The following is a 19,195-nucleotide window of genomic DNA, read 5'->3' on the forward strand; positions in this document are numbered from 1 at the left end:
GCAGAGTGTGTCATCCGGCGCGGGGTGAGAGTGTGCCGTGAAGTGCTTCCGATGTGGCGTTCGCCACCCACTGGAGACGGTTTCGCGGGGAACCGTGTCCTTATGACGGAGCTCGGTCTTCCCGAAGACATTCAGGCCTGCCTCTTCGACCTCGACGGCGTGGTCACCAGGACGGCCGTGGTGCACGCGGCCGCCTGGAAGGAGATGTTCGACGCGTTCCTGCGCGAACGCGAGGGCGCGCACTTCCGGCCGTTCGGCGACAGTGACTACGACGAGTACGTCGACGGCCGCCCCCGAGCCGACGGCGTCCGCACCTTCCTCGCCTCCCGCGGCATCGACCTGCCCGACGGCACGGCGGACGACCCACCCGACGCACCGACCGTCCACGGACTGGGCAACCGCAAGAACGACCTGGTCCTGGAGAGGATCCGCACCGACGGAGTGGAGGCCTACGACGGCACCCTGCGCTACATAGCCGACGTCCGTGCGAAGGGCCTGCGGACCGCGATCGTCTCCTCCAGCGCCAACTGCCGTGACGTCCTGCGCGCGATCGACGCCGAGGACCTCTTCGACGTACGGATCGACGGTGTGGTGGCCGCCGAGCGGAAACTGCCGGGCAAGCCACGTCCCGACACCTTCCTGACCGCCGCGCGGGACCTGGGCGTCGAAGCCGCCCGCTGCGCGGTCTTCGAGGACGCCCTGGCCGGCATGGACGCGGGCCGCTCCGGCCACTTCGGCTACGTCGTCGGTGTCGACCGGGTCGGACAGACCGACGCGCTGTACGCGCACGGCGCGGACGTGGTCGTGAAGGACCTCGCCGAGCTGGGAGGCACCCAGTGATCACCGACCGGGCGTACACCGTGGAACCCTGGGCCGTCCGCGAGAGGGACCTCGACCTCGACGTCCTCGCCCAGAGCGAGTCCGTGTTCGCGCTCTCCAACGGCCATGTCGGCTGGCGCGGAAACCTCGACGAGGGCGAACCGCACGGACTGCCCGGCTCCTACCTCAACGGAGTGCACGAACTGCACCCCCTGCCCTACGCCGAGGCCGGCTACGGCTACCCGGAGTCCGGGCAGACCGTCATCAACGTCACCAACGGCAAGGTGCTGCGGCTGCTGGTCGACGACGAGCCGTTCGACCTGCGCTACGGACGCCTCGTCGCCCACGAACGCACCCTGGACCTGCGCAGGGGAGTCCTGGAGCGGACCTGCGAGTGGATCTCCCCGGCCGGGTCACGGGTTCGCGTACGCTCCACGCGGCTCGTCTCCCTCACCCAGCGGGCCATCGCGGCCGTCGCCTACGAGGTGGAACCCGTCGACAGCCGCACCCGAGTGGTGATCCAGTCGGAACTCGTCGCCAACGAGAGCCTGCCCGACCCGAACGGCGATCCGCGTGCCGCCCGCGCCCTGAAGTCACCGCTGGAGCCGGAGGAGGACTTCGCCGTCGGTTCCCGGCTGCGCCTGGTGCACCGCACCCGCCGCAGCGGCCTCCGGGTGGCCGTGGCCGCCGACCATGTCGTCGACGGCCCCGAGCGGACCACCACCAGCAGCGAGAGCAACGTGGACGTGTCCCGGCTGACGGTCACCTCCGTCCTGGAACCCGGACAGCGGCTGCGCGTGGAGAAGCTCGTCGCCCACGGCTGGTCCGGCGCCCGCTCCCGGCCCGCGATGAGCGACCAGGTCGAGGCTGCCCTGGCGGCGGCCGCGCACAGCGGCTGGCAGGGCCTCCTCGACGAACAGCGGGACTACCTCGACGACTTCTGGGCCCGCGCCGACGTCGAGGTCGACGGCGACGAGGAGATCCAGCAGGCCGTCCGCTTCGCCCTCTTCCACGTCCTGCAGGCCGGCGCCCGCGCCGAGCAACGGGCCATCCCCGCCAAGGGGTTGACCGGATCGGGCTACGACGGGCACGCCTTCTGGGACACCGAGACCTTCGTCCTGCCCCTGCTCACCTACACCGCGCCCGACTCCGTCGCCGAGGCGCTGCGCTGGCGGCAGAACACCCTGCCCGCGGCCCGGGAACGCGCCCAGCAACTCGGGCTGAACGGGGCCGCGTTCCCCTGGCGCACCATCGAGGGATCGGAGGGGTCGGCGTACTGGCCGGCCGGCACAGCCGCGTTCCATGTCAACGCCGCCATCGCCGACGCCGTGGTGCGTTACACCGAGGCGACCGGCGACACGGACTTCGAACGGGACACCGGCGTCGAACTCCTGGTGGAGACAGCCCGGTTGTGGCGCTCACTCGGCCACCACGACCACCACGGTGTCTTCCACATCGACGGAGTCACCGGCCCCGACGAGTACAGCGCGGTGGCCGACGACAACCTGTACACCAACCTCATGGCCCGGGCGAACCTGCTGGCCGCCGCCGACGCCTGCGAACGCCACCTCGGCCAGGCGGCCCGCCTCGGCGTCGACGACGAGGAGAGCGCCGCCTGGCGGGACGCCGCCGAGGCCGTGCACATCCCCTACAACGACGAACTCGGCGTCCATGAACAGCACGCCGGCTTCACCCGTTACCAGCGCTGGGATTTCGACGGCACCCGCCCCGACCAGTACCCGCTGCTGCTGCACTTCCCCTACTTCGACCTCTACCGCAAGCAGGTCGTCAAGCAGGCCGACCTGGTACTGGCGATGTACACGTGCGGCGGCTGGTTCGAGGAGTTCCACGACGAGGACCAGATCGCCCGCAACTTCGCCTACTACGAGCCGCTGACCGTACGGGACTCCTCGCTCTCGGCATGTGTCCAGGCCGTCGTCGCCGCCCAGGCCGGGCATCTCGACCTGGCCTACGCCTACACGGCCGAGGCGGCGCTGATGGACCTCGCCGACCTGGAGCAGAACACCCGCGACGGACTGCACATCGCGTCCCTCGCCGGCTCCTGGACGGCCCTGGTCGCCGGGTTCGGCGGCCTGCGCCGGGACGGCGACTCCCTCCGGTTCGCGCCCCGTCTGCCCGACCGGTTCAGCCGCCTCGCCTTCACCCTCCAACTCCTCGGCCGGCGCCTGCGCGTGGAGATCGGCCCGGACAAGACCACCTACGCACTCGTGTCGGGTGAGCCCCTGACGATCCGACACCACGGAGCCGCCTTCACCGTGAACGGCGACGGCCCCGTGGTCCGCGCGATCCCGCCGCACCAGACCCGCCCGACCCCCGACCAGCCCCCGCACCGCAGCCCCACCGCCCACTGACCAGGCGGATCCACCGATCAGGTCAGTCACCTGACCGAATATCATCTGCGCACCGGTCCACCTCGGGTTAACTTTGGCGTGTTTTTCAGTTAATCCGATCCCGCTTCCCGCTCGCCGGGCCGCGGGAGCCGAGCGGCCCTACGACAGTAGGGGTGAGGGGTGGAATGGTGCACGGCACGAACGGCACGCTCGTCGGTCTGCGAAGACACGAACCGGCGAGCGTGCCCGGCGCGTCCGGTCGAACGCGCTGGGCGTGGCCGCTCGCGGCCGTGGCCGCCGCCTTCACCCTCGCCCAACTGCTGTTCGCCGGCCCGGGCCTGGGCCTCGGCTGGGACGAGACCGTGTACGTCAGCCAGGTCGGCACCCAGGCCCCGGCCGCCTACTTCAGCGCACCGCGTGCCCGGGGCATCTCCCTGCTGGTGGCGCCCATCGCGTCCTGGTCGACGTCCACCGAACTGCTGCGCGTCTACCTCGCCGTGCTCTCCGGCCTGGGCCTCTACCTGGCCCTGCGGATCTGGCGCGGGCTGTTCCCGACCCGCGTCCTGGTCCTGGCGGGCGCGCTCTTCGCCTCCCTGTGGGTGACGCTCTACTACGGCCCGCAGGCCATGCCCAACTACTGGGTCGCCCTCGGCGCCCTGATCACCGCCGGCTGCTTCCTGCGGGTCCGCGCGGACAGCCGCGACCGGGCCGCCCTGTGGGGCGTCGCCGCGGGCGCCATGCTGATGGCGTGGATGCGGCCCACCGATGCCGTGTGGGGCACGCTGCCGCTGCTCGTCCTGGTGGCGGTGGCCCGCCTGTGGCGCCCCGCGGCGGCGCTGGCCGGCGGACTCGCCGCGGGCGCGGTGGAGTGGGTGATCGAGGCCTACGTCGGCTACGGCGGCCTGGGACAGCGGCTGTCCGACGCCTCGGACATCCAGGGCGGCCTGGGCTGGAACCTCGCCGTCGACGACCAGGTGCGCAGTCTGGGCGGACGGATCCTGTGCCGTCCGTGCACCGGAGCGATGCCCAACCCGGTGGTGACCCTCTGGTGGTTCGTCCTCCCGCTGCTCGCCGTCGTCGGCCTCGTGGTCGCGGTGCGGGCCCGCCGCACCGAGCGGACACTGCTGCCGCTGGCCTGCGCCGCCACGGCCGCCGTGCCGTATCTGTTCATGATCGGTTACGCGGCTCCCCGCTTCCTGCTGCCCGCCTACGCGCTGATCGCGATCCCGGTCGCCGACGGGCTCCTGCACCTGATCACCCGGCCGGACGGCCGCTGGCGCCCGGCGGCCGCGGCCGTGGTGGCACTCGGCCTGGCGGGACATCTGGCGGTGCAGTACGTCGTCCTGGAGCGCACCGTGGACCGTACGGGCACCGACCGCCGCGACTGGGCCGCCACCGCCGACGCACTGCACCGCCTGGGCGTCCGGCCGCCCTGTCTGCTCACCGGGCACGAGGCCATCCCCATCGCCTACTACACCGGTTGCTCCTCGGCTGCGACCGGCGGCCACAACGCCAACAGCACCCGGGCGGACATCCTGCGCACCGTCCGCCGGATCCCGGCCGCCAACCTCACCCTCCCCGGCGCCAAGCCGCCCACGTACGCCCGCGACTGGGACACCCACCGGTCCGCCGGCGTGGACCTCCACATCGCGCCGACCCCGACCGGGGGCGGAACCGGATGACGCCGGTGCGGGGCACCGCCGCCGCAGCCCGGTGACGGCAGCCTGCGCCGCCGCGGCCCGGTGACGCAGCCCGGTGACCCCGTGACACCCGCCGTGACAGGCTGCTTTCCCCACTCGTGGGAAAGACCTGCCACGGGCTTTACTGCACATGGCTTGCAACTGCTGGAGGATGGCACAAGGCTGCTGGACGCGGTCGTTCCTCCCAGAGAAAGATCCTCCTCCCGATGACGGCCGCCCCTGACTCCGCTCCGCCTCTCCTCCCCGCCGCCCCCGAGAGGGGCTCGGCCTGGCGCCGCGTCCTCGGCTCCATGACGCGGCAGGAGTGGACCAGGGTGGGCGGGATGGCCGCCGCCGTCGTGGCCCTGCACGTCATCGGCTGGTTCACGCTGGTGGCGCTCGTCGCCCCGCACCACTACAGCGTCGGCGAGAAGTCCTTCGGCGTCGGCATCGGCGTGACCGCGTACACGCTCGGCATGCGGCACGCCTTCGACGCCGACCACATCGCGGCGATCGACAACACCACCCGCAAGCTGATGAGCGAGGGACAGCGGCCGCTGTCGGTCGGTTTCTGGTTCTCCCTGGGCCACTCCAGCGTCGTCTTCGTCCTGGCGCTGCTGCTCTCCCTCGGCATGAAGACCCTTGCCGGACCGGTCCGCGACGACGACTCCCGGCTCCATGACATCACCGGCCTCATCGGTACGACCGTCTCCGGGACCTTCCTCTACGTCATCGCCGGGATCAACCTGGTCATCCTGGCCGGCATCTGGAAGGTGTTCCGGCAGATGCGCTCCGGCCACTACGACGAGGCCGCCCTGGAGGAGCAACTGAACAACCGCGGCTTCATGAACCGCCTCCTCGGACGGGTCATGAGGTCGATCACCAAGCCCGGGCAGATGTATCCGCTGGGCCTGCTGTTCGGGCTCGGCTTCGACACCGCCACCGAGATCGCCCTGCTCGTCCTGGCCGGCTCCTCAGCCGCCTCGGGCCTGCCCTGGTACGCGATCCTGTGTCTGCCCGTCCTGTTCGCCGCCGGCATGTCCCTCCTCGACACGATCGACGGCACCTTCATGAACTTCGCCTACGGCTGGGCCTTCTCCAAGCCCGTCCGCAAGGTCTACTACAACCTCACCATCACCGGCCTGTCCGTCGCCGTCGCCCTCCTCATCGGCACCGCCGAACTCCTCGGCCTGCTCGCGGAGAAGCTCGACCTGCACGGCCCCTTCTGGGACTGGATCGCCGGCCTCGACCTGAACATCCTCGGCTTCGTCATCGTCGGGCTGTTCTTCGCCACCTGGGCGGTCGCTCTGGTGGTGTGGAAGGCCGGCCGCATCGAGGAGAAGTGGACCGCCGGACTGGCCGCTCCCGCGGAAGAGGCGGCCGAACAGAGTACGGTCGGCCGGCCTTGACCATGCGACGGGTCAAGGCGCGGGCGGAACGGGGAACGGTCACACCAATGGCGTAACGACATAACGTTTCGCCAGGTGAACGCTCCGGCGAATGTCAACCGCGGGGCATGGCGAGGGTGATTCTGGGACGGAAATCCACCGTTCGGCAGCCACGGCTCTTCCGGCTCCGGCTGCCTTCCCTCGCCAAGGAGACTCCCTTGCGTGTTCGTCGTATGGTGACCAGCGCCCTCGGTTCCCTCGCCCTCGTGTTCGCCTCGATGGGCGCGGTGACCACCGCCGCGAGCCCCGCGGCCGCCGACCCGTGCGGGTTCTTCGAGACCGGCTCCGACGCCTACTACAACCACTGCACCTCCGACGGCTCACGGGTCGTCATCAAGGTCGAGGTCCGCCTGGCGCGCGACTACGAGCGGTGCGTCGCGCCCGGCAAGACCTGGCTGGGCGCCGCGAGCAAGATCGACGGCGCCTACTACGTCGGCCGCACCTGCTGACGGGCCCCGGTCGTGCTCCGTACCGTCCCGCCCCGACGGTACGGAGCGCTTCTGCCCGGGGTCATGACGCGTTGCGGCCGCAGCCCGAGGTGATCTGAGGGGCTGAGGTTCAGTCCCCGATCCGGTCGATGAGACGGAGCTTGTTGGTGGCGTCCAGGGCGGCGACCTTGTAGGACTCCGCGAGCGTCGGGTAGTTGAACACCGCGTCGACCAGGTAGTCGACGGTGCCGCCGCAGCCCATCACCGACTGGCCGATGTGGATGAGTTCGGTGGCGCCGGAGCCGAAGCAGTGCACCCCGAGCAGGGTGCGGTCCTCGGGGGAGACCAGCAGTTTCAGCATGCCGTGCGAGTCACCCATGATCTGCCCGCGGGCCAGTTCGCGGTAGCGGGAGATGCCGACCTCGAACGGCACCCGGTCCTCGGTGAGCTGGTCCTCCGTCCGGCCCACGAAGCTGATCTCGGGGATGGTGTAGATGCCGATCGGCTGGAGGTGGTGCATCTTGGGGGCGGACTCCCCGCACGCGTGGTACGCCGCCGCCCGGCCCTGCTCCATCGAGGTCGCCGCCAGCGCCGGGAAGCCGATGACGTCCCCGACGGCGTAGATGTGCGGCACCTCGGTGCGGTAGTGCTCGTCCACCGTGATCCGGCCCCGGGCGTCCGCCGTCAGGCCGGCCTTGCCGAGGTCGAGGTCGTCGGTGAGGCCCTGCCGGCCCGCCGAGTACATCACGGCGTCGGCGGGGATCTTCTTGCCGCTCTCCAGAAGGGTGAGCGTGCCCCGGGAGTGGCGTTCCACCGCGGCCACGGTCTCCCCGAAACGGAACGTCACCGCCAGGTCCCGCAGCTGGTACTTGAGGGACTCGATCACCTCGACGTCGCACATGTCGAGCATCCCGGCCCGCTTCTCGACCACGGTGACCTTGCTGCCGAGTGCCGCGAACATCGACGCGTACTCCATGCCGATGACCCCGGCGCCGACGATGACCATGGAACGCGGCACCCGCTCCAGAGCGAGCACGTTGTCGGAGTCCATGATGGTCCGCCCGTCGAACTCGACGCTGTCGGGGCGCGCGGGGCGGGTTCCGGTGGCGATCACGATGTGGTCGGCGGTGACCAGGCGTTCCTGGCCGGTGGCCTCGCGCACGGCGACGGTGTGGGGATCGACGAAGCCGGCGGTGCCGGCGTACAGCGCTACGTGGTTGCGGGACAGCTGGTTGCGGATGACATCGACCTCGCGGCTGACCACGTGGTGAGTGCGCGCGGTCAGGTCGGCGACGGTGATCTCCTCCTTCAGCCGGTAGCTCTGTCCGTACAGGTCGCGCTGGCTGAGACCGGTGAGGTACAGCACCGCCTCGCGCAGTGTCTTGGAGGGGATGGTGCCGGTGTGGATGGAGACCCCGCCGACCATGTCGGGGCGGTCGACGACGGCGACCCGGCGGCCCAGCTTGGCCGCGGCGATGGCGGCCTTCTGGCCCCCGGGTCCGGATCCGATGACGAGCATGTCGAAGTCGGGCATCCTCCGGAGTCTGTCAGCCCCGAGGGCTCCTCCGAAAGGGCGGAGGGCAATCCCCGTCGATCCCCGTCGATCCCCGTCGATCCGTCGACGTCCGTAGTACGAGGCCGGCGCCGGCCTCGTACTACGGCAGAAGTTTGTCGAGCGCGGCCGGGCCCTCGGCCGCCAGCTTGCGTCTGGCCCATTCGAGGGTGTCCGGAGTGAGGTCCTTGCCGGAGGCGAGCACCACGTCCTCGGGTGACACGTCCGTGCCGGTACGGATGTGCAGCAGGGCGTCCGGGGTCGTGCCGTCCTCGGACTGCCCTGACGCTTCGGGCTGTGACGTCGGCATGATGTCTGCTCCTAGGATCCGGAGGGTTCCGCAGTCCCGGTTTTTCCTCACCGGGCCCGATATCACCATTCAACGCCCGGGCGGACCCTGCATCCCGAGCGACCGGAACACCCTCGCTCCCCGCCCGGGATGCCCCGACGATCACCCCGGCGTCTAATGAGGATGTCCGACGACTCGGCCGGCAGAGAAGACCAGGGCCATGCACGCAACAGAGACATCCGAGGAGGGGGAAGGGGAAAGCGCCGCCCCAGGGGCTTTGCGGCGGCTCGGACAGTGGTGCGCCCGGCACTTCGTGATCGTCATCGTGGCCTGGCTCGTGGCGCTGGTGGCCCTCCAGGTTCTCAACCGGACCTACGGCGGCACGTACTCCGACAACTTCTCGCTGCCCGGTGTGCAGTCCCAGGAGGGCCTCGACGTCCTCAAGCGGCACGATGCGGCGGCAGGCGGCTACAGCAGCCAGATCGTCCTGCACGACGGGCAGGAACCTCTGAGTTCGCTCAGCTCCCAGATCACCACGACAGTGGCCGACCTGCAGAAACTGCCCCACGTGCTCGCCGCGCAGAATCCGCTGTCCGGCTCCTCGACCAAGGTCGGCCCGGTCTCGTCCGACGGAAAGACCGCCTACATCACCGTCCGGTTCGACGTGCAGCCCTCCACCCTCGGCGACGGCTATCTGCACGGCGTCGACAACGCCGTGCAACCGCTCCGCGCGGCGGGCGCGCAGGTCGAGTACGGCGGACCGCTCGGTGAACTGGCCCGACCGGCCGCCGACGACCGGGTGAGCGAACTGATCGGCTTCGCGGTCGCGATCGTCGTCCTGCTGGTCGGCTTCGGCAGCGTCATCGCCGCCGGTCTGCCTCTGCTGACCGCCCTGGTCGGCGTCCTCGGGGGGCTGGCCTGCCTCGGGCTGCTCGCCGCCGCCTTCACCTTCGCCACCGTCTCGCCGACCCTGGCCACGATGATCGGCCTCGGCGTCGGCATCGACTACGCGCTGTTCCTGATCACCCGCCACCGGCAGAACCTCATGGACGGCAAGGACCCGGTCCGCTCGGCGGGGCAGGCCACCGCCACCAGCGGGCGGGCCGTCCTGGTCTCCGGCTGCACGGTGATCATCGCGCTGGCCGGTCTGTCCGCGTCGGGCGTGAGCTTCATCGGCCTGCTCGGGCTGGCCGCGGCGGTGACGGTCGTCTCGGCGGTGCTGGGCGCCCTGACCCTGGTCCCGGCCCTGCTGGGGCTGATCGGCACCCACGTCGACCGTTACCGGGTACGCCGTCCCGTCGCCGAGACCAACCCGGGCGGAGCCGAGATCCAGGGCACCTGGCACCGCTACGCCCAGCGGGTGGAGCGGCGGCCGTGGCGGTATCTGGCCGCGGGCGTCACCACCGTCCTGATCCTCGCCATCCCGGTCCTGTCCATCCAGCTCGGCCACATCGGTGACGGCGCCGACCCCACCTCCTTCACCGACCGGCGGGCCTACGACCTGATGACCGACGCCTTCGGCCCCGGCTCCAACGGCCCGCTCACCGTCGTCATCGACCAGACCGACGTACCGTCGTCGCAGCGCGACAGCCTCTCCGCGCAGGCACAGAAGACCCTTGGTGCCGTCGCCGGAGCCGCCACGGTCACCCCGCTGAAACCCACCCCGGACGGCGACGTCCTGATCGCCACGGTCTACTCCCAGCAGTCCCCGCAGAACGCGGACACCACCGACCTGACCAACCGCCTGGTCGACGACACCCTGCCCGACGCGGTCTCCGGCACGGACGCCAAGGGCTATGTCACCGGGACGACCGCCGCGCAGGTCGACTTCCGGGACATCGTGGCGAGCCGGCTGCCGCTCATCATCGGCGTGGTCGTCGCCCTGTCCTTCCTGATCATCCTCGCGGTCTTCCGCGGCCTGCTCGTCGCACTGAAGGCGGCCGTCCTCAACGTCCTCTCGATCACGGCCTCCTACGGTGTCGTCGTCGCGGTCTTCCAGTGGGGCTGGGGCGGCCCCGCGCTCGGCGTCCACGGCAAGGTGCCCATCGAGAGCTATGTGCCGATGATGATGTTCGCGATCATCTTCGGGCTCAGCATGGACTACGAGATCTTCCTGCTCTCCCGTGTCCACGAGGCCTGGCTGCGCACCGGCGACGCCAAGGCCTCCGTCGCCCACGCCCTGGAGATCACCGCGCGCGTCATCAGCTGCGCCGCGCTGATCATGGTGAGCGTGTTCGCCGCGTTCATCATCAGCGACAACATCGTGGTGAAGATGCTGGGACTGGGGCTGGCCGTCAGCGTGCTCATCGACGCCACCGTCGTACGCCTGCTGATGGTCCCGGCGGTGATGACCCTGCTGGGACGGCATGCCTGGTGGACACCCCGCCTCCTGGACCGGATCCTCCCGCACATCGACACCGAGGGGGAGGGGGAGAGGGTGTGAGTGTCAGCAATCCGGTGGTCCGGGCGTGGAGGACGTGCCGCCGGCCTAGAACGGCGTGAGCGTCAGCCGTATGCCGGTGGGTGCGGTGTCCTGGATGTACGAGGCGAAGTCGGCCACGTCGTCGAAGGCGAAGCCGTACGCCCGGCCGTCCGCGGTGGCCGCGTGCATCGCCTTTGCGTAGTGGTTGGTGAGTGCGGTCCGGTAGAAGGACGCGGGGTCGGTCGTCGGCTGGGCGGGGGCGCTCAGCAGCGTCGAACGGTTGAGCCCGGCGCCCAGCACCGCGGCGACCGGGCCGGTCGTGCCGTCGTTGGGGGCGGCGAGCGCGCCGTCGCAGAAGAGCACGTCCCGCGTCGACGGCCGGGCGAAGGAGACCGGCGCGGGCCCCTCGAAGGTGAACCGGTCACCGCGCACCCGGCCGGTGAAGGTGCCCGCGTTGGTGGTGACCGTGAGGTCCTTGCCGGTGTACGTGCTCCACACCTCGTCGATGTACGGCGCGAAGTAGTCCTTGGGGAACAGGCCGGCGTCGAGCCCGTGGCCGGGCGCGATGACCCGGGTGTCGTCCACGACCAGCGGCGCGAACTCCTCGACCTGCCGCGCGGCGGTGAACACGTCCGCGCGTCCCGAGGCCCGCAGCGCGCCCGTCGTCTGGTCCTTCGCACCGGTCAGCCGGATGCTCAGCGGCACGCTGAACATGTCGACCATCGTGGTGTTGCAGAACATGCCGGAGGAGTTGTGCGTGAACTCGGCGCAGTCGTGCAGCACCCCGTAGCCGGGGTCCGAGGCGACCCAGCCGGCCGGGTACTGGAGGGCGGGGTTGCCGGCCCCGTCCGCGACGGCCTTGAACTTCAGCTTCTGGCCCAGGGACACGTAGATCCGGCCGGACATGTACGGCAGCGACAGCCGGGTCTCGCCGCTGCCGGAGAGGCCGATCGCGTAGTCGGTGTAGCCGTCGGCGCCGTTGTCGGACACGGCGATGGGCGCGAGGGCGCCGTCGGGGGTGACCCGGACCTGCCTGCCGTCCTGGTTGCCCACGATGTAGACATGGACGTTCGCGTTGTCGAAGGACCCGCTGTCGTTGACGATCGTCAGGGGGAGAGCACCGGCTGCCGCGGTGGCCCGCGCATCGTCGGTGGTGTCCGCGAGGGCGGGCGGAGCGAGCGCGGCGACGGCGGGCGCGGCCATCGCGGCGCCCCCGAGAGCGAAGAGGAGCTTGCGACGGCCGAGGGAGCGCTGGTGGCGAGGCGTCATGTGGGGGACCTCCCGGAGCAGTTGAGCGGGTGCGTCATCGACAGGAGGGCGCCCGAAAGGATCCTGAGAGCGCTCTCACGCCGTGTTGGGCCCCGATGCTACATACAGCCGTCGTCCCGGCAAACAGAACTGACCGCGTTTAATTCGGCGTTGAGGGTCGCTTGACCGGTGTAGCGTGTGCCGTCACGCCCCGAGACCGACGGAAGGAGGCGAGTGCCGTGCAGTTCACATCCACCCAGCGCTCCCTCTCCGTTGCTCCGGCGTGCTCCGGCTGACCGGGAGCGCTCCCCGCAGTACGCCTCCCGGAGGAACCCGTGACCGATCTGGTCATCCGCGCGCTCGACGAGCGCGACGCACCGCTCTTTGACACCCTGGCCGACCCGCTGAACGCTCGTGAGGCGCACCGTCTCACCCGGCACCGCCCCGACTGGAAGCGCGTTGCCCTGCGCGACGGCGAGGTCGTGGCGCGCGCCGCCTGGTGGGGCGGTCCCGACGACACCGAACCCCTCACCGTCAACTGGTTCGACGTGGCCGAGGGCGAGGAGGAAGCGGGCGCCGAACTCCTGCGCACCGCCCCCTGGCAGGTCGAACTCGAGATGAACCTGCCCGGGAGCTGGCGCGAGGACCCGGCCCTGCGCGCCGCCGCCCAGACCCGCTTCACCGCCGTACGCGACGCCGGGTACGCACTCCTGGTGGAACGCTTCCTGTACCGGTGGACCCCGGAGTGCGGGCTGCCGGAGCGGCCCGGCCGACTGGTGTTCCGGCCCGAACCGGACGACGAGGTGTTCCGCGACGCCCTGCGCCGCATCCACTCCGACACCCTGGACGCCCACGCCCTCAAGGCCATCGAGGAGGGCGGACTCGACCAGGCGGCCCAGGAGGAACTCGACTTCTTCCACTGGTGCCCGTCACCGCGGGAGTGGTGGCAGCTCGCCCACACTCCCCAGGGAGACCCGGTCGGCATCCACATCCCGGCGCACAACCCGGCGGGCCCCTGCGTCGGCTTCATCGGGGTACTGCCGGACCGGCGGGGACATGGCTACGCCTACGACCTCCTGGCGGAATGCACCCACTTCCTGGTCGAGCGGGGTGCCGAGTTCGTCTCCGCGGCCACCGACCAGGGGAACGTCCCGATGGCCGTGAACTTCGCCAAGGCCGGCTATCCCGTCGTACGGGAACGGCTGAACTTCCACCTCGGCCGCACCACCGGCTGAGCCAACCGTCCCGGCGCTGACCGGCGGTTCGGCCGTCGGCCAGTGCCGGGAGGCCTGTTGATCGGGTCTGCCGATCGGGCACGCTGATCCGGCCTGCCGATCGGGAACCGCCGGGACGTTCAGGCGTCGTTCAGCACGGCTTCGGCCGTCGCCAGGATCTCGGTGACCCGTAGGGCGAACGCGGCGTCGCACGGGTGCGGGCGGCCCGTGCGGGCGGAGTCGAGCAGGGCGTCCACGGCTCGGGTGAGGGCGGGCAGGACTCCCTCGGAACCCTCCGGAAGGAGCGTCACCCCCGCCTCGCCCCGCAGCTCGACGGCCGCCCCGGCCGCCGCGGGCGGCGCCGTGAGACTCAGCGTCAGGGTGCTCGACGCACCGCCGGAGTGGTCCAGGACCAGGTGCACGGTGTCCCCGGGACCGGACGCCGCGGCAGCCACCCGCCGGACATCGCCGAGCACCGGCAGCAGTACGGACAGCGCGTGCGGACCCACGTCCCACAGGGCGCCCTTCTCCTGCCGCCACGGCGAGTCGGCGAACGGGCTGTCACTGGTGAACACCGAGCCCAGCCACTGCGCCCGCGCGGTGAACCAGCCCTCCACCCCGGCCTGCTCGGTGATCCACGCCTCGGGCTCGGACAGGAAACGGTTGGTGAAGAAGACGACCGAGGCGACACCGGCGTCCTGGACGGCGTCGACCACGGCCCGCCCCTCCTCGACCGTCATGGCGAGTGGCTTGTCCAGCAGCAGATGACGGCCCGCCCGCGCGGCCCGGGCCGCGAGCTCGGCCTGCACGCCCGGAGGCAGGGCGATCGCCACGGCGTCCACGTCGGCGAGCAACGCGTCCGCGTCGTCGTACGCCCGCGTGCCGTGCAGGTCGGCCAGTTCCTTGGCCGCGTCGGGACGGCGCCCCCACACCCCGGCGAAGTCCACCCCCGGATGTTCCTGCAGAGCGGGAGCATGGGCCATCCGGGCCCAGGGGCCCGTGCCGAGCAGTCCGATGCGCATACCGTCGCCTTTCACGCCGTACGACCTGGTGGGGACCGGAGGCGGGCGGCCGACCGGTCGAGGCCGAGCGTCGCACACGGGAAGGGCGGATGCGCAAGCCCCGGCGGCGCCGGGACGGCGACCAAAATACTGGTACCTCCGGCTCACCGCGTCGTTCGTGCGGTGACGGTCGGTGCCCGGGCTGGCAACCGCCGACGTGCGGTCTCTAGGATGGACTCCCTGTCCTGCCAGGCCAGTTGGCGTGGCATGAAGCTGGGGGAAAGATGCAGACCGGTAAGCAGCTGTTAACGTCGATCGACGCCGCCGTGCCCACGGCCGCGCGGATGTACGATCACTATCTGGGCGGCAAGGACAACTACGCGGCCGACCGGGCGGCGTGCGAGGAACTCGACAAGGTCGTTCCCAGCACCCGCCGCCTCGCCGTGAACAACAGGCGCTTCCTGCAGCGCGTGGTGAAGGTGCTGGCGCAGGACCACGGCATACGGCAGTTCCTCGACCACGGATCAGGCCTGCCCACCCAGGACAACGTCCACCAGGTCGCCCAGCGCCACGCCCCGGACACCCACGTCGTCTACGTCGACAACGACCCGATGGTGCTGGTCCACGGCCGGGCGCTGCTGGACCAGAACGAGCGCACCGCCGTCATCCACGCGGACATGCGGGAGACCGACGAGATCTTCTCGCACCCGGACACCGCGCGCCTGATCGACTTCACCCAGCCGGTCGCCGTGCTCTTCAACTCGGTGATGCACTGCATCCCCGACAGCGACACGGACGGACCCCTCTCGGTGGTCCGCCGCGTCTCCGAACGGCTGGTGCCCGGCAGCTACCTGGTGATGTGCCAGCTGGTCAGCGAGGACCCCGAGGTCCGCACGTTCGTCACCGACTTCATGGACCAGGCGACCCAGGGCCACTGGGGCCGGGTGCGCCAGGAGAAGGACGTGGCCCAGTGGTTCGAGGGCATGAAGATCCTCGACCCCGGTCTGGTGGAGGTCTCCACCTGGCGGCCCGACTCCGAGGTGACGCCACGTCAGCTCACCCACGAGTGGATAGAGTTCGGTGGCGTGGCCCAGATCGTCTAGTACTGCTGGAGTACCGCTGTCCCGCATCAGTGGTTGATTGTCAGTAGTCGCGTGACGTCTGCTGCTGGAGCGTCAGTTCCTCGTAGACGCGCCCGAAGCCGGCCAGGTCGCCCGGGCACGGAGCCGGACGGCTCGCCGTCGGCCACAGCGACCGGTGTCGCCCCGTGGCTGGCGCCGACCCGTGGCCGGCGCCAGCCGTGATGAGCTGCTGAGCAACCCGGCCGTCCCGAAAGGGCTTTCGCGCTCAGCCGGCCGCGGCCAGCGCGCTGCGGCCGTCGGCGATGATGGCCGCCAGCTCCGCGCACTCCTCGGGGGTCAGCGGGAGCAGCGGCGGCCGCACCGGGCCCGCGGCTCCGCCTTCCAGGGTCACCCCTGCCTTGACCAGGGAGACCGCATACCCCGGTACGCGCTTGCGGAGCCGGACCATGGGGTGGAAGAAGGTCCGCAGGAGAGCGTCCACGAGCGGCCGGTCGTTCTCCTCCAGCGCACGCTGGAACGCCAGGGAGAGGTCGGGGGCGAAGGCGAAGGCGGCCGATGAGTAGAGGTCGACGCCGAGGGCCTGGTAGGCGAGCTGGCTGGCCTCGGCCGTCGGCATCCCGTTGAAGAAGTGGAACTCCTTGCCGGTTCCGGCCAGTTCGGCGCGCACGGCCGGGATGATGCGGGCGAGGAGGTCGAGGTCGCCGGTGCCGTCCTTGAAACCGCTGACGGCCGCGATCCGGGCGACGTCCACGGCCGACTCCTCGTCGAACCGCGCGTTGCCCCGGTTGTAGACGATCAGCGGCAGGCCGGTGGTCTCCGCGACGGCGCGGGTGTACGCGACCAGGCCCGCGCCGGGAGCCTCGACCAGGTACGGGGGCATCAGCAGCAGGCCGTCCGCACCGGCCTCCGCGGCGCGCCGGGCGAAGCCGCGGGCCAGGCCGAGGGCACCGCCGGCCCCCGCGTAGACCGGGACGCGGCCGCCCGTCACCTCCACGGCGGTCCGCACCACACGGGCGTACTCCTCGGTGTCCAGGGCGTGGAACTCACCGGTGCCACAGGCGACGAAGACGGCACCCGGGCCGGCGTCCACCCCCGTGCCGATGTGTGTCCTCAAGCCCTCGTAGTCGACTTCTCCGGTGGCGGTGAAGGGGGTGACAGGGAAGAACAGAACGCCTTCGAACATGGGGTCAGGGCTCCTTGACGGGCGACGGGGCGGCGGCGGGCGGCGGTGCGGGGTCGTGGCCGCGGTGGTGGCGGGGTCCGTGGCCGGCGGGGGCGCCGGGCGCGGCCGGGACCCGCCCGGCGCGCACCACGTTGGTGAGGCGGCTCCCCTGCTCCAGGCGGACGATGTTGGCGGCGATCTCCGTGGCGCGGGCCTCGAAGGTCTCCTCGGTGTGCCCGGAGTTGTGCGGTGTCATCACCACGTTGGGCAGGGTGTGGAACGGCAGGCGGCTCGGCGCGTGCGGCGGGCCGGCCCACCACACGTCGAGGGCGGCGCCGGCGATGGTGCCGGCGCACAGCGCCTCGTACAGGGCCTCCTCCTGGACGACCGGGCCGCGGGCGACGTTGACGAGCAGGCAGTGGCGGCCCATCGCGGCCAGTTCGGCCGGTCCGATCAGTCCGCGGGTCGCGGGGCCGAGCGGTACGGTGACGACGACGATGTCGGATTCGGCCAGCAGCTGTGGCAGCCGGTCCGTACCGCCCACCCAGTCCGGCCGCAGACCGTCCGGCAGGCGGGCCGACGGATCGCGGCGCACGGCCCGTACGCCCAGGCCGACCGCCTGGCACAGCCGGCCGATCTCCGTTCCCGTCTCGCCGAATCCGATGATGCCGACGCGCCGCCCCCGCAGGGTGTTCCCGAAGGGCAGCGCGGAGTCGACGGCGACGTTCCGCCACCGTCCCGCGCGCAGCTCCTGGTCGGCCGTGAGGACGCGCCGGGACAGCATCAGCACGCACATCAGCACGTGTTCGGCGATCGACCTGCCGTGGTGGTGGGTGTTGGCCACGGTCACCTCCGGCCGCAGCGTGTCCAGGGGGATGCCGTCGTAGCCCGCGCCGACCACGTGGACGAGCCGCAGTCGCCGGGCTCGCCGCGCGGCGTCCTCGGTGAGCTGTGCGCCCACGTACACGTCGATGTCCTCAATGGTGGCGGCGATCCGTTCCGGGGCCCACTCGGAGGCGGCCAGCCAGTCGTGTCCGCCCCCGGCCTCGGTCCTCAGCCGTTCGGTGAACCGGCTCAGGATCCGGTGGTTGAGCATGATGCGCATGCCGTGATCACCACCGGGGCGTCCTGGACTCGAAGGCCGGATCGAAGCGGCGCATGTAGCCGGTGTCGTCGCGGTCGCGCACCCCGCAGTCGAGGTACTGCCGGTGCAGCCGGGCGAGCGCGTCCCGGTCCAGCTCCACGCCGAGCCCCGGGGCGGTGGGCACCTCGACCCGCCCCTCGGTGAACCGCAGGACTCCCGGCGAGATCACGTCCTCGTCCGGCCGCTTCCACGGCCAGTGGGTGTCGCAGGCGTAGGTCAGTTCCGGGGTGGCGGCTGCCAGATGGGTCATCGCGGCGAGGCTGATGCCGAGGTGGGAGTTGGAGTGCATGGACAGCCCCAGGCCGAACGTCTGGCAGATGGTGGCCAGGTGGGCGCAACGGCGCAGGCCGCCCCAGAAGTGGTGGTCGGACAGCACGATGCCCACCGCGCCCTGGGCGATGGCGGGGGCGAGGTCGTTGAAGGAGACCACGCACATGTTGGTGGCCAGGGGGGTGTCGGTCTGCCGCGCCACGGCCGCCATGCCGGCCATGCCCTTCGTCGGGTCCTCCAGGTACTGCAGGGTTCCGTCGAGTTCGCGGGCGACGCGGAGCGAGGTCTCCTCGCTCCAGGCGGCGTTGGGGTCCAGCCGCAGGGGCAGGTCGGGGAAGGCCGCCCGTAGGGCGCGTATCGCGGCGATCTCCTCGTCGGGCGGGAAGACGCCGCCCTTGAGCTTGACGGAGGAGAAGCCGTACTGGTCGATCATCCGCCGGGCCTGTTCCACCAGCCCCTCGGGGTCGAGCGCGGCGCCCCAGTCGTCGTCCCTCTGGCCGGGGTGCCCGGCCCACTTGTAGAAGAGGTAGGCGCTGTACGGCACGGCGGGGCGCACGGCGCCGCCGAGGAGGTCGCTGACCGGCCGTCCCACCAGCTTGCCCTGGATGTCCAGGCAGGCGACGTCGAACGGGGACACCACGCGGTCCACGGTGTTGCTGCCGGTGACCATGCCGGACATGCCGTCGCCGCCGGCGGTGTCCGGTCCGAGGGCGTGGCGGGTGCGCGCCATCAGGTCGTTCAGGCTCCAGACGTCCAGGCCGACGAGCTTCTCGGCGGCCCGGCGCAGGCGCTCCAGGTGCACGGTTCCGCCGTAGCTCTCGCCGATGCCGGTGACACCGCCCTCCGTGGTGAGCTCGACGATGGTGCGCAGCGCGTACGGCTCGTGCACTCCCACCGTGTTGAGCAGGGGATGGTCCCGGAAGGCCACGGGGGTGACCGTGACGTCGGCGATGCGTTCAGCCGTCCTGCCCATGAACACCGTCCTCATATGTAGCTGCTGTCTCCATTTGTAAACAGGACCGGTGGCGCTGTCAATGATCCGGCGGATGCAGCTGACGATTCGGCACTAGAATCGACCGGCGCCGC

General features: G+C 71.0%; 15 protein-coding genes. 8 read left to right on the top strand and 7 right to left on the bottom strand.

Annotated features, from left to right (window positions below):
- Window positions 1–102: 102 nt before the first annotated feature.
- The 5 genes from M2271_RS01000 (at window position 103) to M2271_RS01020 (ending at window position 6,746) form a co-directional block, all read left to right on the top strand.
- The gene (locus M2271_RS01000; protein ID WP_280885101.1) at window positions 103–840 is read left to right on the top strand and encodes a beta-phosphoglucomutase family hydrolase; all 738 of its coding nucleotides are present in this window, start codon (window positions 103–105) and stop codon (window positions 838–840) included.
- Window positions 837–3,191 carry a glycosyl hydrolase family 65 protein gene (locus M2271_RS01005; RefSeq protein WP_280885102.1) on the top strand — a complete coding sequence of 785 codons (2,355 nt, stop codon included), beginning with the start codon at window positions 837–839 and terminating at the stop codon, window positions 3,189–3,191. Before M2271_RS01000 ends, M2271_RS01005 begins: the two co-directional genes overlap by 4 nt.
- 164 nt (window positions 3,192–3,355) lie before the next feature.
- A complete protein-coding gene (locus M2271_RS01010; protein ID WP_280885103.1) occupies window positions 3,356–4,852 on the top strand; it encodes a hypothetical protein in 1,497 nt (498 codons plus the stop codon).
- Between the two features lie 224 nt (window positions 4,853–5,076).
- Entirely contained in the window at window positions 5,077–6,258 is a 1,182-nt protein-coding gene (locus M2271_RS01015) for a HoxN/HupN/NixA family nickel/cobalt transporter (RefSeq protein ID WP_280885104.1), read from the top strand.
- Window positions 6,259–6,455: 197 nt separating this feature from the next.
- The gene (locus tag M2271_RS01020; protein WP_280885105.1) at window positions 6,456–6,746 is read left to right on the top strand and encodes a DUF6355 family natural product biosynthesis protein; all 291 of its coding nucleotides are present in this window, start codon (window positions 6,456–6,458) and stop codon (window positions 6,744–6,746) included.
- A gap of 109 nt (window positions 6,747–6,855) precedes the next feature.
- On the opposite strand, the gene sthA is transcribed toward M2271_RS01020, so the two are convergent.
- Window positions 6,856–8,259 (bottom strand): Si-specific NAD(P)(+) transhydrogenase, encoded by a 1,404-nt coding sequence (gene sthA, locus M2271_RS01025; protein WP_280885106.1) that lies wholly within the window; start codon window positions 8,257–8,259, stop codon window positions 6,856–6,858.
- Between the two features lie 121 nt (window positions 8,260–8,380).
- Window positions 8,381–8,587, bottom strand: a complete 207-nt coding sequence (locus tag M2271_RS01030; protein WP_280885107.1) for a hypothetical protein — start codon at window positions 8,585–8,587, stop codon at window positions 8,381–8,383.
- Window positions 8,588–8,786: 199 nt separating this feature from the next.
- Between M2271_RS01030 and M2271_RS01035 the strand changes: the two genes are divergently transcribed.
- A complete protein-coding gene (locus M2271_RS01035; protein ID WP_280885108.1) occupies window positions 8,787–11,009 on the top strand; it encodes an MMPL family transporter in 2,223 nt (740 codons plus the stop codon).
- Between the two features lie 45 nt (window positions 11,010–11,054).
- Here the strand turns inward: M2271_RS01035 and M2271_RS01040 are convergent, their stop codons facing one another.
- Entirely contained in the window at window positions 11,055–12,257 is a 1,203-nt protein-coding gene (locus tag M2271_RS01040) for a glycoside hydrolase family 64 protein (protein ID WP_280885109.1), read from the bottom strand.
- A 314-nt stretch (window positions 12,258–12,571) separates the two neighbouring features.
- Here M2271_RS01040 and M2271_RS01045 point away from each other — a divergent pair, with 314 nt between their 5' ends.
- Window positions 12,572–13,471 carry a GNAT family N-acetyltransferase gene (locus tag M2271_RS01045; RefSeq protein ID WP_280885110.1) on the top strand — a complete coding sequence of 300 codons (900 nt, stop codon included), beginning with the start codon at window positions 12,572–12,574 and terminating at the stop codon, window positions 13,469–13,471.
- Window positions 13,472–13,590: 119 nt separating this feature from the next.
- On the opposite strand, the gene M2271_RS01050 is transcribed toward M2271_RS01045, so the two are convergent.
- Window positions 13,591–14,472 carry a Gfo/Idh/MocA family oxidoreductase gene (locus M2271_RS01050; RefSeq protein ID WP_280885111.1) on the bottom strand — a complete coding sequence of 294 codons (882 nt, stop codon included), beginning with the start codon at window positions 14,470–14,472 and terminating at the stop codon, window positions 13,591–13,593.
- Window positions 14,473–14,735: 263 nt separating this feature from the next.
- Here M2271_RS01050 and M2271_RS01055 point away from each other — a divergent pair, with 263 nt between their 5' ends.
- Complete coding sequence (locus M2271_RS01055) at window positions 14,736–15,554, top strand: SAM-dependent methyltransferase (RefSeq protein ID WP_280885112.1); 819 nt, start codon at window positions 14,736–14,738, stop codon at window positions 15,552–15,554.
- Window positions 15,555–15,798: 244 nt separating this feature from the next.
- On the opposite strand, the gene M2271_RS01060 is transcribed toward M2271_RS01055, so the two are convergent.
- Genes M2271_RS01060 through M2271_RS01070 form a run of 3 tightly spaced genes read right to left on the bottom strand, consistent with a single transcriptional unit; the run spans window position 15,799 to window position 19,082 of the window.
- Window positions 15,799–16,716, bottom strand: a complete 918-nt coding sequence (locus tag M2271_RS01060; protein WP_280885113.1) for a 5-dehydro-4-deoxyglucarate dehydratase — start codon at window positions 16,714–16,716, stop codon at window positions 15,799–15,801.
- 4 nt (window positions 16,717–16,720) lie between these two features.
- Window positions 16,721–17,800 (bottom strand): 2-hydroxyacid dehydrogenase, encoded by a 1,080-nt coding sequence (locus M2271_RS01065; protein ID WP_280885114.1) that lies wholly within the window; start codon window positions 17,798–17,800, stop codon window positions 16,721–16,723.
- Window positions 17,801–17,807: 7 nt separating this feature from the next.
- The gene (locus M2271_RS01070; RefSeq protein WP_280885115.1) at window positions 17,808–19,082 is read right to left on the bottom strand and encodes a glucarate dehydratase family protein; all 1,275 of its coding nucleotides are present in this window, start codon (window positions 19,080–19,082) and stop codon (window positions 17,808–17,810) included.
- Between the last annotated feature and the right edge of the window lie 113 nt (window positions 19,083–19,195).

The sequence above is a fragment of the Streptomyces sp. LBL genome, assembly GCF_029893585.1.
In the GTDB taxonomy this organism is placed as follows: Bacteria; Actinomycetota; Actinomycetes; order Streptomycetales; family Streptomycetaceae; genus Streptomyces.

Excerpts from the sequence above, each read along its gene's own strand:
- M2271_RS01035 (WP_280885108.1), top strand. The coding sequence starts at position 8,787 with ATGCACGCAACAGAGACATCCGAGGAGGGGGAAGGGGAAAGCGCCGCC.
- M2271_RS01015 (WP_280885104.1), top strand. The coding sequence starts at position 5,077 with ATGACGGCCGCCCCTGACTCCGCTCCGCCTCTCCTCCCCGCCGCCCCC.
- M2271_RS01010 (WP_280885103.1), top strand. The coding sequence starts at position 3,356 with ATGGTGCACGGCACGAACGGCACGCTCGTCGGTCTGCGAAGACACGAA.
- M2271_RS01060 (WP_280885113.1), bottom strand. The coding sequence starts at position 16,716 with ATGTTCGAAGGCGTTCTGTTCTTCCCTGTCACCCCCTTCACCGCCACC.
- M2271_RS01030 (WP_280885107.1), bottom strand. The coding sequence starts at position 8,587 with ATGCCGACGTCACAGCCCGAAGCGTCAGGGCAGTCCGAGGACGGCACG.
- M2271_RS01050 (WP_280885111.1), bottom strand. The coding sequence starts at position 14,472 with ATGCGCATCGGACTGCTCGGCACGGGCCCCTGGGCCCGGATGGCCCAT.
- M2271_RS01000 (WP_280885101.1), top strand. The coding sequence starts at position 103 with ATGACGGAGCTCGGTCTTCCCGAAGACATTCAGGCCTGCCTCTTCGAC.
- M2271_RS01065 (WP_280885114.1), bottom strand. The coding sequence starts at position 17,800 with ATGCGCATCATGCTCAACCACCGGATCCTGAGCCGGTTCACCGAACGG.
- M2271_RS01040 (WP_280885109.1), bottom strand. The coding sequence starts at position 12,257 with ATGACGCCTCGCCACCAGCGCTCCCTCGGCCGTCGCAAGCTCCTCTTC.
- M2271_RS01070 (WP_280885115.1), bottom strand. The coding sequence starts at position 19,082 with ATGGGCAGGACGGCTGAACGCATCGCCGACGTCACGGTCACCCCCGTG.
- M2271_RS01055 (WP_280885112.1), top strand. The coding sequence starts at position 14,736 with ATGCAGACCGGTAAGCAGCTGTTAACGTCGATCGACGCCGCCGTGCCC.
- sthA (WP_280885106.1), bottom strand. The coding sequence starts at position 8,259 with ATGCCCGACTTCGACATGCTCGTCATCGGATCCGGACCCGGGGGCCAG.